Raw genomic sequence first — 15176 nt, 5'->3', positions numbered from 1 at the left:
GATCGACAAGGCATATCCCGGTCACGCAAGACGGGCAGCAATGGCGTTCTGGAGTGCCCTGCCCCAGTTCAACTACACGAAATTTGTGATCGTGGTGGATAAGGACATTAATATTCGCGACCCGCGTCAGGTGGTCTGGTCGATCGCCTCCAAGGTTGATCCGGGACGTGATGTGTTTATCCTGCCCGACACCCCTTTCGACTCCCTCGACTTTGCCACCGAAAAAGCAGGACTGGGCGGACGGATGGGCATTGATGCTACCACCAAAATTCCGCCGGAAACCAATCGCTACTGGCATGAGCCGCTTCAATCTGACCCCGATACTGCCGCAATGGTTAATCGACGCTGGGCGGAATACGGCTTAGCCGATCTGAAACTGGATGAAGTGAATCCGAATCTGTTTGGCTATGACATTCGCTAACCGCTGAAGGGATTTTGGAGCAGTGTTCTAGTTTCTACATCGCCTTCTAAATCCCCCAACGCTGGGGGACTTTGATCCTTTGGCAGTTCCTTAGAGAGGAGCGAATTCATGCTGCAATTCAGCAGTGCCCGGTCTACTGGAGCGCAGGATTTTCTGAAAGTGAACTGTCTCTTTTGAGCCGCCGCTCTTTAGAGTGGATGAGAATCGATCGCGCAACGGAAGGGGACAGAACCATGTTGAATACAATTTTTGTCAACGCAATCTTGATCAACGCCTGTCGTCGCCAAAGCATTGATGGCTCATATCGAAAAGCTTGAAATAAATAGCGCAGAGCAATTAGATTACTCCGGCGCGATCGACTCACTTCCGCCGCTCTTAACCCCAGATAAAAATATAAGTTGCTAAAACTCTGGTTTTTGAGGGATTGAATTGACTCAGTAGCTTCTGTAAAACAGCGATCGAGAATCCGCATGCAGTTTCTTTCGATTCCCTTGACATTGGTAGACGCAGACCCAGGTGAAATGCGATATAAAACTTGAACTTGGGGAACACAAACAAACGAATAATGAGCAGCAAGCCGGAGCCACATATCCCAATCTTGCGAATTGCTCAACGATGCATCAAAGTTTCCAATTTCCGAGAATGCCCGCTTACAAATGAGCGTATTGGAACCGTTTTCAATGAAGTTCATTAACAGCAGTTTTGCATAAACATTGCCGCTGTGTTTCGCATGGCAGCCTTTACGATAAAAGCGATCGGCTTCGTCAATATAATCAGTCCAGCTATAGGCAACTGCTGCTTCCGGGTGAGTTTGTAAAGCATGAAGCTGCAACTCTAACTTCTTCGGCGTCCAAACATCATCTGCGTCAAGCAGTGCAATGTAATCCCCAGATGCCTGCTCAATACCACGATTTCGAGTGGCAGACGAACCCGCGTGTTCACAGGAAAATACTTTGATGCGAGGATCGGAAAAACGCTTCGCAATCTCTAACGTTGCGTCTTTTGATTCATCATCAACGATGAGCAGCTCAAAATAGGTGTAAGTCTGGATTAAGACTGATTGAATTGTTCTTTGAATTGTTGCCTCAGCATTATAAGCCGGAATCACAATTGAAATGAGCGGAGGTGAAATGGAAGGAGGATTAATCATTGCTCTACTAACTCGCAATTGAGTTTATCTTGGTTTATTAGCACCGCTATTTCCCCGGAGATAAATTGGACTCATGAGAATGCTGAGATACAGTTCCATTTCGCAAGCAGCAACTATATCTGTTTTGAGCTGAGCGCGATATTTGAGAAAGTGAGAAATGAGCTTGTGTAAATCTTTCCCTAAATAAGCAAACAGCATGAAGGGTTTTTGCCACGGTTTGAGGCGGCTCATGCGAATCACCGATCGCGATAATCCAATCCCGCGTAAACAAGCTGCTAAATAGGCTTGTTCGAGTCGCCAAGCGGGAATTTTATGCCTCACCTGCATCTCCGGGTTGTACCAGATTTCCCAGCCCGACCGCTGAATATAGTTAAGTACTTCGGTATCTTCTCCCGCTAACATCGAACCCTGTACGCGGCCCACTAGAGCGGTCGTGCCCGGTACAGCTTGTAACCAGGCGTTTTTTCGCACGGCTAATCCGGCTGAAGGCGGCAACATTCGCTTTGACGGTTCATAACAATAAGCCTGATTGCCTCGTTCCACGATCGCCAGAAATGATTGAATTCGCTTGAAATTAGGCGGCGGGGCAACTTCAAATTCACCGTGAATCTGGCTGCCAAACGCGCCTGCCTGAGGATGGCTTTGAGCAAACTGATAGGCAGCAGCCACCCAGTGTTTATCCGGCAAGTTATCGTCGTCCAAGAATCCAATCAGGTCGCTCTGTGCCTCCTGAATAGCAAGCTGTCGGGCAAAGGCAGCCCCCTGACGTGGCTCAAGCACATACCACAGCGGACAGGGAAAATCAGAAGCTTGGTAGTCGGCAATCACCTGAGCGGTTCGATCGCGGCTGTTGTTATCTACCACGATCACTTCCCAGACTAACTCTGCAGGGACTACTTGCAATCGAAGACACTGCAACACTTCGGGCAATCGCTGTTCGCTATTGTAGGTCGGAATTGCGACTGTGAAATTTACCATAAAGCAGGAGCAGGATTGGATGAGTGGAGGTGTCCTTAAGCATTCCCGGCTTTGAGGTAATCGGAACTTTATGTAGAACTCTGCGATTTGTTACGGCTTCTCAGCGATCGCCAATCTCGTTGCAGACAAATATTACAAATCAAGCAAATCGTGTAAATAAAATGTTGTCAAATCAAACATTCTATGCTTCTGGAGAGAATCAAACTTATCCTCATCCACCTGCCGTTATACATCCCTGAGGAAATGTATTACAAAATATTGCGACGTGCCTAAGAATATGAACTAAATGCCTGACAATAAATCGGGAAGATGACTGAGGATAGACCACTGAGGGGCTAGTAATCAGACACCTTTATTTCAGGCACCTTTCTGGTGTACGCCAGTATAAACATTCCTGGTACATTTTGCTTTTTGGAGGAATCCATCAATGAGTATTGTCACGAAGTCAATCGTGAATGCTGATGCTGAGGCTCGCTATCTCAGCCCTGGTGAACTGGATCAAATTCGTGGTTTCGTTACCTCGGGTGCACGTCGCCTACGGATTGCTCAGGTTCTGACCGAATCTCGTGAGCGCATCGTGAAGCAAGCTGGCGATCAGCTCTTCCAAAAGCGTCCTGACGTTGTTTCTCCCGGTGGCAACGCATACGGCGAAGAAATGACTGCAACTTGCCTGCGCGACCTCGACTACTATCTCCGCCTCGTCACCTACGGAGTCGTTTCCGGTGATATAACCCCGATCGAAGAAATCGGTATCGTGGGTGTTCGCGAGATGTACAAGTCTCTGGGTACTCCGATCGATGCAGTAGCTGAAGGCGTTCGCGCAATGAAGAATGCTGCTCTGTCGATGATGTCCGGTGAAGATGCTACTGAAGCTGGCTCTTACTTCGACTACGTTATCGGCGCAATGCAATAAGAGTTCCCGCACTGAGCTATTTTTGCTTCAGTTTGGAAAACTCATCCCTCTTTCAATTTTCTATCTTGACCCACAAGATTACGTTTTAAGGAAGCGAGATCATGCAAGACGCTATTACCTCTGTAATCAACTCAGCTGACGTTCAGGGCAAGTACCTGGATACCTCAGCAATGGAGAAGCTGAAGAGCTACTTCTCCAGCGGTGAACTGCGCGTTCGTGCAGCAACCACCATCAGCGCAAATGCTGCTGCAATTGTGAAAGAAGCTGTGGCGAAGTCTCTGCTGTACTCGGACATCACCCGTCCCGGCGGCAACATGTACACCACCCGTCGCTATGCTGCCTGCATCCGCGACCTCGACTACTACCTCCGCTATTCCACCTACGCCATGCTGGCTGGAGATCCTTCCATCCTGGATGAGCGCGTGCTGAATGGTCTGAAGGAAACCTACAACTCGCTGGGTGTACCGATCGCTGCAACCGTGCAGTCAATCCAGGCAATGAAGGAAGTCACCGCTAGCCTGGTGGGTGCTGATGCTGGTAAGGAAATGGGCGTTTACTTCGACTACATCTGCTCTGGCTTGAGCTAATTTTCAGCTTTGGTTTTGAGCTTTAGATTCGATCGTTCTGTTTTAGTTGAACAGTGCCTTGGATTTAGGGCTGAAGGCTAAAGACTCACAGCTTGAATTTCCTGGAAGTCTGGGAAGTCTAGAGTGAGTGTTAGGCAGTCAGGGGCGGCTCACAGAGCGAGCTGAGACGGTCTAAGATTGATTCTGGACTCCCAGATTTTGATTAGGATTCAACCTACTGTTTCCGACTTTTCAGGAGAGAACACGATGCGGATGTTTAAAGTAACGGCTTGCGTTCCCAGCCAGACGCGAATTCGCACTCAGCGGGAACTGCAAAATACCTACTTCACCAAGCTCGTTCCCTACGACAACTGGTTTAAGGAACAGCAGCGCATTCAGAAGATGGGCGGCAAGATTGTCAAAGTTGAATTGGCAACTGGCAAACCCGGCATGGATGTAGGTCTGAAGTAATTCTTCAAATTTTTCACAACAAGCTATCAGGTTTATTTCGCATTTGTCGTCATTAAACCTGCACAATCTGGGCAGTGCCGCTCAACAACCAGGCTAGCTTAGTCGGTTTTGCGAGGTAGTGCCCACTTTGTATTTTTATACTTTTTATTGTATGTGCCGTCTTAAATGCTTCTAATAATACTTCTAATCGCTAATACTTCTAATTACTAATACCTTTAATCGCAAAATAAATCCTAATCGCACAGTAAATCGACTAACGCGATATTCTACGACTTCCGTTTTCCTATCGAACTGATTTGTCTCGGGATATTGGAACTGCTCAGTCTTTAGTGGCTGTTACGGCTCAACCCTTCCCGGCAGCAACTCATTTAGTAAGAAATTATTAAGCCTGGGCTGCTCAAAAACACGATCGTTATACTAAAGACGGTAAAGGCGATTCCTGTATGACAAGTGTTCCAGTTGTCCAGCAAGATTTTTCGTTTACCCAGGGAATCCGTTCCGCAAGATTTCTTCAGTGACCTTAATTGCCTTAGTGTTCTGAAACTGATCATCTGAAATTCATCGTCTGAAATTTACTGTTTGAAGTTTATCACCTGAAATTTATCGAGGCGGTTTTTAGCTTTCCGTTCTTCTGGGTATCAACGCTGAATTCACCCACGTTTCCTTTTTTGGGGCTACAGATAAGGCAGCAGTATTCTTTTCCTTCCAATTTGCACACCCTAAAATTTTCACTTCCTATGCTTACTATTATTGGCTGCGGTAATCTAAATCGATGTGATGATGCAGTGGGCGTTATTGTCGCTCAGCGTTTACAGAGCTTTCTTAACCGATATCCCCGATCGGATGTAGGTGTGTTTGACTGCGGTACGGGCGAAACCGATGTGATGGTTCAGGCAAGAGGCAGCAATACGCTAATTATTATTGATGCCTGCACTACGGGTTCAGAGCCAGGAGCCGTCTTTACTATGCGGGGCGCAGAGCTAGAAAGCTTACCAGAACCGGGGCACAGCCTGCACAACTTCCGTTGGGATCACGCGCTGGCAGTCGGACGTAAAATGATGGGAAAAGACTTTCCTAAAGACATCACCGTGTATTTAATTGAGGCAGATCAGCTTAATTTGGGATTAGAACTGAGTCCGGTGGTGAAATGTGCAGCTGCGAAAGTGTTTGATGCGATCGTGGAATCGCTGCCCGTTATGAGTTATGCTTAACCGCGCCGAAACCGCCGATTGAACTCCGCGACGCGCTGCTCCCACTGCTGGCAGTATTGCTTCAGCGTGTCTGCCTCTAGCCAGAACAGCTCTGCCGGAGATTCAGGAACCGCAACCACGATCGCTGCTGCCTCCAGCTCAATGCCCTGATCGGCATAGGAAAAGTTAAATGCGCTGTAGTAAGCTGCCAATTGCAGGGGGGCATCGTTCAGCCGATCGAGACTTTTGCGGGGGCGATCGGCAGTTTTCCAGTCGAGAATGCAGGGTGTGCCGGAATAGCTGGCAACGCAGTCAATTTTTCCAGCGTAGCCCAAATCATAGTGAAACACGCAGCTTTCCACCAACCGCACCTGATCGACCTGCTGCAACACGGGTGAGAGGCTGTCCCAGTAGGGTTGTACGGTTTCAGGACGGGGAACATCCTGACTCAGCAAATAGTGCTTAATGTGTTTGTGAGTTTGGGTACCGCGTCGGCTGGCATTGCCTGAAATTCGTTTGGCTTCTTCTGCCCCCACTCGATCGCGCCAGTTCATAAGTGCCTGACGAGCTTCGGGAGGCTTGGTCGCGTTCAAAATCGTTGTCACGCTGGGGAGCCGTCTTCCTTCGGCACCTACAAAGTAGCTCTGCCCCCGCTCGCGGACAGACTTGGCAGAATACACGGGTAAAAGCTGGGGAACCGGGAGCATATTCAAGAAAACGGCTCAGGAAAATTGCTTCATATCAAGCAACCGACGGATTGCCTGCAGCAGATGATCAGGATCGATCGGTTTAGACAAATGGAGCTGAAAGCCTGCCGCCATTGCCTGCTGGTAGTCGTATTCGGCAGCATAGGCAGTAAGGGCGATCGCCGGAACCTGTCCACCCTGCTTCGGAGACAACTGACGGATTTGTTTCAGCAACGTATAGCCATCGATCCGAGGCATTCCAATATCGCTGATTAGAACATCGGGAACCGTCTTGAGCAGAATCGTCAGCGTTTCTTTGGCAGAGCTAGCTAGTATGACGGTTGCCCCTGCTTCTTGCAGCAAGGTGCTGACGTATTCGCGCATATCGGCTTCGTCATCTACAGCAAGCACACAAATGCCTTTGAGCGGCTCAGCATTGGCAATCATCGGCGGCGGGGCGGGTTCTGCCAGCACCAGCGCATCGGACTGAATCAGCGGTAAACAAACAGTAAACGTTGTGCCCTGCCCTTCTCCAGCACTCTCAACGCTGACCGTGCCGCCATGGAGTTCCACCAGATGCCGCACGATTGCTAGACCCAGCCCTAAGCCGCCAAAGGTGCGCGTGATCGAGCTGTCTGCCTGCCGAAAGTAGTCAAACACATGGGGCAGGAAGTCGGGGTGGATACCTTTTCCGGTGTCGGTAACAGTGAGTTGGGCGTAGGGGGTAGGGGGTGAAAAGGGAGAGGAGGAATGCTCGGCAGTTTTACCCGCTTGGCCACTTCCCATCTCCCCATCGCTCCCCGCAATGCGCTCTAGCTTCACTTCAACTCTGCCCCCATTAGGTGTGAATTTGACAGCGTTGGAGAGCAGGTTCCAGGCGATTTGCTGAAGGCGGGCTGCGTCGCCCGTAATCTGGTAGAGGGCAGGTAATGGGGCGAATTCGATTTGAATTGCTTTTGCTTCGGCAGCAAGCTGCACGGTTTCGATCGCCGCCTCAACCACATTGACTAGATCGATGGGAGTCATTTGCAGACTCATCTTGCCGCGCAGAATTCGGGAGACATCGAGCAGGTCTTCGATCAGCTGGGTTTGCAGTTTGGCGTTGCGTTCGATCGTTTCCAGGGCGCGGTCGGTGGTGACGGCATCAAAAGCGCGGGTTCGCAGTAGTCTAGTCCAACCGAGAATCGGGTTGAGGGGCGATCGCAGTTCGTGGGACAGCACGGCGAGGAATTCGTCTTTGATCCGGTTGGCGGTTTCGGCTTGCTGTCGGGCAGCCTGTTCCTGGGCGAGCAGCTTTTCGCGTTCGGCTTCGGCGCGTTTACGGGCAGTTAGATCGACGTAAAAGGAAACAATCTCGGTTTGTTCGTCATACGGCTCATTCATAAACGCAGAGCCAATCAAAACCGGAACGCGGGAGCCGTCTTTGCAAATGTATTCTTTTTCAAAGGGAGTGCTAACGCCGCGCTGCCGCAGTTCTTGTCCGGCGGCCATATCAAGCGGTAGGTATTCGGCGGGGGTCATATCGAGCCAGCGAATTCGTCCGGCTTTCAGATCCGATCGCTCATAGCCCGTCATTTTCAGGAAATAATCGTTGGCATCCACAATATTGCCGGAAAAGTTGCCAAACGCGACCCCAAAAATATTGGATTCGGCAAGGCGACGAAATCGCTGTTCGCTGGTGCGGAGGGCTTGTTCTGCCTGCTTCGCTTCGCTGATATCGGTATGCACGCCGACCCACTCCAGCAGATTGCCGGACTCATCGAATACGGGCACTGCTCGAACCGAAAAATAGCGGTAGCTCCCGTCTGCAATTCTCACCCGATGTTCACTTTCAAAGGTGCTGCGGGTTGCCACTGCCTCGGTCCACTGTATCCTGACTCGCGATCGATCCTCGGGATGAATCATTACCAGCCAGCCTGCGCCCAGATAATTTGGAAAGCTTTGTCCCGTCAGGCGTTCCCAGGAGGGCTGCGCCATTTCGACTTCTCCATGGGCTTCGGTCGTCCAGACGGCTTCTGCCGAGGCCAGAGCCAGCGATCGATAGCGGGCTTCTGACAGTTTGCGATCGGCAACTTCCTGTTCTAGCAAGCGATTGGTAAGTTCTAGCTCGATCGTGCGCTGAATGACTCGCCGCTCCAGATCGTCGTTGAGCGATTCGAGTTCTGCCTGAGCAGTTTGAAGCTGAGCCGTTCGCGACTGCACATGCTGTTCGAGTTCCTGGTTCAGCCGATTGATTTCTGCGGCTGCTCGATCTCGTTCTGCTTCAACCCGGACGCGATCGGTAATGTCAAACGTGAAGGCAAGAATCTGCTGGATTTCGCCCTGTTCATCCAGCATCGGCACGTATTTAATAATCATGGTGAAGGGGTCGGTCTGGGGCAGCGTGAAACTGCACTCGATCGACTGCATCTGTCGGGTTTCAACCGTTTTGAGCAGCGTAGGTAAATAGGCTTGCGTCACTTCTTCTGACCAGAGATCTTCATCGCGTTTACCGAGCATCTCTGCCAGCGTCAGATCGGCTCGGCGCAGTCCGGTCTCGTTGACATACTCAAATCGCCGCTCTGCATCGTAAACCACAAATACATCTGGCAAACTGTTGACTGCCAGCCGCAGTCGTTCTTCGCTCTGACGCAGGGCGGCGGCTGCCTCTTTGCTAACCGTAATATCAGTCGTGATGCCATTAATGCGATCGGGCTGTCCCTGCTCGTTTCTCACCACATAGCCCCGATCGCGAACCCAGCGAACCTGCCCATCAAGGCGGCATAGCCGATATTCTATGTCAAACTGATCGATCGATTGCTGCTGATACAGTGCCTGATCGAGTTCAATCAGGCGCGAGCGATCGTCTGGGTGAACGCAGCTTAGCCACAGATCAGACTGCTGCAAAAAATCCTGCATCGGCAAACCACAGAGTTGCTCGACGGAGGGAGTGGTATAAAGCAGCGCTCGCGTCTCAATATCGCGTGACCACAGTACATCTTGCACCGACTTCAGCACCGCGTTTAACTGAGACTGGCTTTCCTGAAGCTGTGCCTGAATCTGCTTGCGTTCTGCTTCGCGGTGCTTTGCCATGGTAATGTCCCGCATCACGCCAATCATGCCGCTCGCATTGCCATCGCTGTCTTTGAGAACGGTGACCGAGGATTCGACAAAGAGCCGATCACCCTTTGCATTAAAGTGCAAGATCTCGCCGCGCCAGTACCCCTGGGTGATCAATGTTTGAGCCGCACGCTGCCGATCGCCCGGATGAAGCCACTCGTACTGCACGACCTCAGCCAGCGATCGTCCGACAACTGCCTCGGCGGGCAAGCCATACAGTTTTGCCGCACCTCCATTCCAATAAGTGATTTGCTCTTGCCGATCCACGGCAACAATAGCATCATTCACCTGCGACAAAAGCTGAAGCTGAAAATGAAGCTGCTGCTCATATTCCTGACGGCCCGCTTCAAGTTTTTTTGCGGCAGTCATATCCAGGAAGTAGGCTGCAATCCCTGTTGAACTAGGATAAATATGAACCGAGAACCAGCGATCGAGCGAGGGATAATATTCCTCGTATTGGGCAGGTTTTTGCGATGCGATGACGCGCAGGGCAGCACGGTATGCTTTGGTTCTCCGTAGTTCTGGAAAAATCTCCCAAACACTCTGTCCCAGAAGCTGCTGGCGCGGTTTGCCTAGAAGCTGTTCTGCCCTGGCATTAATGTAGGTATATCGCCAGTTGCGATCGATAATGATGAATCCATCAGTCGTCAGTTCAAAGAACTGTTCCAGTGGAAGCTGCTCTAGCGGCTCGGTTTCCTGGTTTCTTCCCCGATTTTGATCCTGGTCGAGATTGACTTGACTGTACCAAATCTTTTTCTGGAGCTGGCTTTGACGATCGGACTGCCGATTCTGGGCTGAATTGCTTTGGCTCAGATCTTCCTGGCTCAGATCATCCTGGTCTGGATTACCCTGCTCTAGCGTGTTTTGATAGGTGCTGTTCTGATTAATGTTGTTCTGATTGGTGTAGCAGGGCTTCAGCCAGCGAAATCGATCGCTCAACAGCATTCCCACACACGCCACCGTCAAATGTGAAGTGATCTGATGAGAAGGCGGGGAACCAGGATTCCAGAATTCATCAATGAAGGCAGTCAAAGTACGTTCAAAGACCGGATCAAAGGCAAAGGGTGAATACCGATCGCAAAGCCACGTAACCGCAGCAGAAGGTAGAACCAGACTGCCAAAGAACTGAAATTGCTGAGCAAGTTTCCACATGAAAGGCGAGCCAGAAGACTTATCTCTTTTTATAGATGATTCTTCGCTAGAAGAGTTTACTGTGAATTTAAGTCAGCCTGTAGACAGAGCAGTTTAGCGATGCAGTTTAGCGATCGATCTTAGCGAGGCAGCACGGTAAAGAAAACAAGCCAAACAGTTAAAGCCATGACGGTAAACATAAGTAGCTCTCCTGATGCTGGATAAATCTGATGTTGAACAAATAATGCTGGTTTGGTGGAAATGAGAAGCCGAAGTCGAAGCAATTTTTTAAGCGATCGTTTTTTAGCAACCGTTACTTGCTCAAACTTGCTCGCTTAAACCTAACTAACCCAAAGTGTTACTCGCGCAACCCATACTACAGTGAAATATAAGTAGTGAAATACAAGCAGGGAGATAGAAGGACTAACCCAACAGAATGCGGTTGTAAACGAACAGAGACAAAACTGGAATTGCGATCGCTATGGTCATCAGAGCCATAGTCATGGAAGTCGTTATTAAGGCAGTTATTAAAGGAAAAGTAATTAGCATAGCCGTAAAGTGATTTCCAGAATGCTGTTATTTTGTGGGATTACCCTGCTGCTGCACCTCTGCCCGACTGCTCAATCGTGCCTCAGTCTGTGGTGATAAATGTTTCTACGTCAGCATTCGTTTGCTCTTTATTTAGAACCAGCGATCGGATCTGTCTAATGGTCAGGCTAATGGCCAGGAATGCAGTATTTCATTCGTAATATAGAGCACATTTGATTAAATTTTCGCTAAAAAAGAATTAGTGTAGCTGAGAGGGCAGTTCACGGTGACTGCATCCTACAACCCAATTCTGGTCATTTTTTCGATCCTGTTGGCGATTGTTGCAGGTTATACTGCGCTCGATCTGACTGGACGAGTCAATGCGTCGGCGGGGGTTGCTCGAAAACTCTGGCTGGTGGGTGGCGCAGTCGCACTAGGCGTTGGCATCTGGGCAATGCACTTCATCGGGATGCTGGCGTATCGCCTGCCGCTGCCAATGACCTATGACGTGCCGATCGTTTTATTTTCGCTGGTGGTGGCAGTCGTGGCTTCGGGCGTGGTGCTGTCGATCGCCAGTCAGCCTAAACTCGATTGGAAACAGCTTGCAGTTGGCAGCCTAATCTTGGGAACGGGTATTGCATCCATGCACTACACAGGCATGGGAGCTTTGCGGCTGGCAGCAATTCCGCGCTATGACTGGCGATGGGTGCTGCTGTCGATGCTGATCGCTATTGGAGCATCGTTTGTGGCTCTGCTGCTGTCATTTAAGCTGCGAAGTGCAATTAACCTGGGCGGAACGCTGCGAAAGCTGATTGGGGCGATCGGGTTAGGCAGCGCGATTTATGGAATGCACTATGCTGCAATGGCTGCCGTTCACTTTCAGCCAATGCCTACTGCGGTCTTTCAATCTGAAGAAAAACTGGAAAATTTGTGGCTGGCAGGGCTGATCGGGTTAGCTGCGCTGGTGATTCTCATCCTGGCACTAACGGCTGCATTTATGACGCGCCGCCTTAGTGTTGAGCTTGCCAGAGCCGAGGCACTGCACGAAAGCGAAGCCCGATTTCGATCGCTCGTGCAAAACGCCTCTGACATCATTGCGGTGATCGGGGCAGACCTGCAAGTGACTGACGTAAGTTCCTCGATCGAGCAAATTCTAGACGATTCGCCGCAAAACTGGATCGGCAAAAAAGCATTTGAACTCGTGCATCCCGACGATGTGGGCAAAGCAATTCATCTGCTCCAACAGGCGATGCAAAGCAGTTCTCCCGCTGGGACGATCGCCAAAGCGCAAACCATTCAGCGAACACAGCTTCGCTTGCAGCACAAAGATGGTTCCTGGCGCGATTTTGAAGTGCTTGCCAATAGTTTGCTCAACGAACCTGCTGTTCAGGGAATTGTGATGACCTGCCGCGATATTACTGCTGCGAAGCACCTTGAAAAAATCCGCCTGCGCGTCGAAGCCGAACGAGAACAGTTGCTTGCAAGCGAGATGCTGGCACGAGGTTCCGCTGAGGTGGCAAACCGCCTCAAAGATGAGTTTCTCGCAACCCTGTCCCACGAACTGCGAACTCCTCTCAACGCGATGATGGGCTGGGTTCAGCTTTTGCAAACCCGCAAGCTCGACGAAGCCACCGCCAGCCGCGCCCTGGAAACGATCGATCGCAACACCCGCGCTCTGAGCCGTTTGGTCGAAGATGTGCTGGATGTATCGAGCATTATTACAGGCAAACTGCGAGTCGTCGTCTATCCGGTCGAGTTAGTTTCAGTGATCCAGTCTGCTCTCGATGCAGTGCGCCCTGCCGCAACCGCCAAACAAATCCAGCTAGAGTCCATGCTCGACCCTACTGCCGGACCCATCCTGGGCGATGCCGATCGCCTTCAGCAAATCGTCTGGAACCTGCTCGCCAATGCCATCAAATTCACGCCCAATGGGGGCAGAGTTGAAGTGAAGCTAGAGCATGTTGGGGAAAGCGATGGAGAGATGGAGAGCAGTCAAGGGAGCACAACGACTGCCGAGCATTCCTCTTCTACCTCTTCACTCCCTTCCCCCTTATCCCCTCACATCCCCATTCCCTCATCCGTTCCTTCATCCCTTTCCTCGTCCACCCCCTACGCCCAACTTACCGTCACCGACACCGGAAAAGGCATCCACCCCGACTTCCTGCCTTATGTATTCGATCGCTTTCGGCAGGCGGATGGCTCAACGACACGCACCTTTGGTGGTTTAGGGCTGGGTCTGGCGATCGTGCGGCATTTGGTGGAACTCCACGGCGGCGCGGTCAGCGTTGAGAGTGATGGGGAAGGCAGAGGATCTACTTTTAAGGTCAATCTGCCAATTAGCAGTGTGAACCTGTCTCCTTCTGAACTGGAGCAGGGCGATCGATCGAGTCCTGTTCAGAATTCATCTAGTCAATTGTCGGTGCTGGAAGATTTGCGGGTGCTGGTTGTGGACGATGAGCCAGATGCCAGAGAACTGCTGAGGGCAATTCTAGAGCAGGACGGCGCGATTGTTGAAACCGTTGCTTCTGCTGCGGCAGCACTGCAAGCGTTGCCCCACTTTAAGCCTCATATTGTGATCAGCGACATTGGAATGCCCGAGGAAAATGGTTATGCTTTGATTCGGCAGGTGCGAGGTCTGGCGGCATCGGCAGGTGGACAAACTCCAGCGATCGCTCTGACTGCCTATGCAGGACATGAAGATTATCAGCAAGCTCTACAGGCAGGCTTCCAGCGGCACCTTGCTAAGCCGATCGATCCGGCTGATCTAGTTAAAGCTGTGGCAGAGGTAGCGGGACGGGCGTTAATTTATTAATCCGATATTAATCCGAATGATGATTATCAATTTGTACCGGGCAACAGGATAGCGATACCGGGCAATAGGACATTTTAAGGTCTAGCTAAATTTGCTGGCTAACTTCCGTCAGTTAACTTTAAGGTTTGCCATTTCACTCTTTAAATTCTGTAAGTGTTGAGTAATGCAAAGATTTCTGCGCTCTAGAGAATTTAAAAGCAGGAAAGCGAACGACGCAAACCGACAAACTTGGGTCAGAGCGATAAACTTGTTCAGGAAATTTTTGCATCGTTTAGAATGGCGGAAATACCCGACCTCACAGCATTGGTTTCTCCTATCGTAGAAGAAATGGGGCAAATGCCTTCTGGTGAAGTTAGAAATCGGGGGGCAGTTGAGAAGTGTTTTCCTTATGTTTCTTTGACTGCTTCGATCGCAGATGCCATTGAAGTGATGCAGCAAGCTAAAACGGACTATGTTTTAGTCGTTGATAACTTCGAGCAGTCTGCGGATTTGCTCTGTTCTGAAGAATCTGCTTTGAGCCAATCGACCGCGATCGAAACGCTGGGACTGCTGACGCAGCAAGCGATCGTGCAGGAAATTGCGGCGTCGGGCAATTTGTCGTCCTGTGATCTGACGGCACTGCCGATTCGATCGATCGTGCAGCCCGCCCTAACCCTGAGCGAAGCCGAGGCAGAGGATCTATCGCAGGTTTTTCTGATGTTTCAACAGCATCAGTTGAGCCATTTACCTGTTCTAGACGCTGTTGGGCGGGTCAGCCGGGTGCTCACAATGAGCGATGTGAGAGATACCTGTATGCGGCTGTACGCAGAACAGGAAGTGGAAATTCAGCACAACACTGGACAACTGCGCCTTGTGATTGAGTTTGAGGCAATTTTGCGGCGAATTGTCGATCACATTCGCAGTTCGCTCGACGAAGCGCGGATTCTCCAGACGGCGGTAGAAGAACTGGGCGCAGGCTTAGGCATTAACTCCTGCAACATCGCGCTGTATGACCTAGAGCAGGGCACTTCCACGATTCTTTATGAGTACAACCCTCCGGTAATTCCGTTTCGCGGTCGTACGGCACGGCTTGCCAACTATCCCGAATTCTATGACCAGCTTCTGCAAGGGCAGAGCCTTCAGTTTTGCAATTTGCAGCCTAACCCGATTCGCGGACGGCGAGCGATTTTGGTGTGCCCGATTTTCGATGACCGTCAGGTTTTGGGGGATATCTGGCTGATCAACGATCGGG

Annotated in this window: 10 protein-coding genes and 1 pseudogene; 7 read left to right on the top strand and 4 right to left on the bottom strand. The window is 50.6% G+C overall.

From position 1 onward, the window contains the following. A pseudogene (locus H6F80_RS17215) lies at positions 1-421 on the top strand (UbiD family decarboxylase domain-containing protein); the annotation flags it as partial. Positions 422-554: 133 nt separating this feature from the next. On the opposite strand, the gene H6F80_RS17210 reads toward H6F80_RS17215, so the two are convergent. Then, a complete protein-coding gene (locus H6F80_RS17210; RefSeq protein WP_190792751.1) occupies positions 555-1571 on the bottom strand; it encodes a glycosyltransferase family 2 protein in 1017 nt (338 codons plus the stop codon). Positions 1572-1595: 24 nt separating this feature from the next. Continuing rightward, positions 1596-2549, bottom strand: coding sequence for a hormogonium polysaccharide biosynthesis glycosyltransferase HpsE (gene hpsE / locus H6F80_RS17205; RefSeq protein WP_190792750.1), 954 nt, complete (start codon positions 2547-2549; stop codon positions 1596-1598). A gap of 427 nt (positions 2550-2976) precedes the next feature. Between hpsE and apcA the strand changes: the two genes are divergently transcribed. The 4 genes from apcA to H6F80_RS17185 all read left to right on the top strand — a co-directional run bounded on the left by apcA (position 2977) and on the right by H6F80_RS17185 (position 5710). Next, complete coding sequence (gene apcA, locus H6F80_RS17200) at positions 2977-3462, top strand: allophycocyanin subunit alpha (protein WP_190792749.1); 486 nt, start codon at positions 2977-2979, stop codon at positions 3460-3462. Positions 3463-3563: 101 nt separating this feature from the next. Then, positions 3564-4049 carry an allophycocyanin subunit beta gene (gene apcB, locus H6F80_RS17195; RefSeq protein WP_190792748.1) on the top strand — a complete coding sequence of 162 codons (486 nt, stop codon included), beginning with the start codon at positions 3564-3566 and terminating at the stop codon, positions 4047-4049. A 246-nt stretch (positions 4050-4295) separates the two neighbouring features. Beyond that, positions 4296-4499, top strand: a complete 204-nt coding sequence (locus H6F80_RS17190; protein ID WP_190792747.1) for a phycobilisome linker polypeptide — start codon at positions 4296-4298, stop codon at positions 4497-4499. A 737-nt stretch (positions 4500-5236) separates the two neighbouring features. Continuing rightward, positions 5237-5710: a hydrogenase maturation protease gene (locus H6F80_RS17185; protein WP_190792746.1), complete on the top strand. Its 474-nt coding sequence runs from the start codon at positions 5237-5239 to the stop codon at positions 5708-5710. Here the strand turns inward: H6F80_RS17185 and H6F80_RS17180 are convergent. Then, complete coding sequence (locus H6F80_RS17180) at positions 5707-6396, bottom strand: PD-(D/E)XK nuclease family protein (RefSeq protein WP_190792753.1); 690 nt, start codon at positions 6394-6396, stop codon at positions 5707-5709. The two genes, H6F80_RS17185 and H6F80_RS17180, sit on opposite strands and share 4 nt — an antisense overlap. 15 nt (positions 6397-6411) lie before the next feature. Further along, the gene (locus H6F80_RS17175; protein ID WP_190792745.1) at positions 6412-10626 is read right to left on the bottom strand and encodes a hybrid sensor histidine kinase/response regulator; all 4215 of its coding nucleotides are present in this window, start codon (positions 10624-10626) and stop codon (positions 6412-6414) included. A 793-nt stretch (positions 10627-11419) separates the two neighbouring features. Here H6F80_RS17175 and H6F80_RS17170 point away from each other — a divergent pair. Both H6F80_RS17170 and H6F80_RS17165 read left to right on the top strand, forming a co-directional pair. Then, on the top strand, positions 11420-13945 hold the full coding sequence (locus H6F80_RS17170; RefSeq protein ID WP_190792744.1) for an MHYT domain-containing protein: 2526 nt from the start codon (positions 11420-11422) through the stop codon (positions 13943-13945). A gap of 276 nt (positions 13946-14221) precedes the next feature. Further along, a partial coding sequence (locus H6F80_RS17165) for a CBS domain-containing protein (protein ID WP_347277891.1) occupies positions 14222-15176 on the top strand: 955 nt, incomplete at its 3' end.

The organism is Leptolyngbya sp. FACHB-711, assembly GCF_014695615.1.
Taxonomy (GTDB): domain Bacteria; phylum Cyanobacteriota; class Cyanobacteriia; order Elainellales; family Elainellaceae; genus Leptolyngbya_A.
Note: the sequence above shows the minus strand (reverse complement) of the source record. Positions and strands in the feature narration are given on the sequence as shown.

Excerpts from the sequence above, each read along its gene's own strand:
- H6F80_RS17210 (WP_190792751.1), bottom strand. The coding sequence starts at position 1,571 with ATGATTAATCCTCCTTCCATTTCACCTCCGCTCATTTCAATTGTGATT.
- hpsE (WP_190792750.1), bottom strand. The coding sequence starts at position 2,549 with ATGGTAAATTTCACAGTCGCAATTCCGACCTACAATAGCGAACAGCGA.
- apcA (WP_190792749.1), top strand. The coding sequence starts at position 2,977 with ATGAGTATTGTCACGAAGTCAATCGTGAATGCTGATGCTGAGGCTCGC.
- apcB (WP_190792748.1), top strand. The coding sequence starts at position 3,564 with ATGCAAGACGCTATTACCTCTGTAATCAACTCAGCTGACGTTCAGGGC.
- H6F80_RS17190 (WP_190792747.1), top strand. The coding sequence starts at position 4,296 with ATGCGGATGTTTAAAGTAACGGCTTGCGTTCCCAGCCAGACGCGAATT.
- H6F80_RS17185 (WP_190792746.1), top strand. The coding sequence starts at position 5,237 with ATGCTTACTATTATTGGCTGCGGTAATCTAAATCGATGTGATGATGCA.
- H6F80_RS17180 (WP_190792753.1), bottom strand. The coding sequence starts at position 6,396 with ATGCTCCCGGTTCCCCAGCTTTTACCCGTGTATTCTGCCAAGTCTGTC.
- H6F80_RS17175 (WP_190792745.1), bottom strand. The coding sequence starts at position 10,626 with ATGTGGAAACTTGCTCAGCAATTTCAGTTCTTTGGCAGTCTGGTTCTA.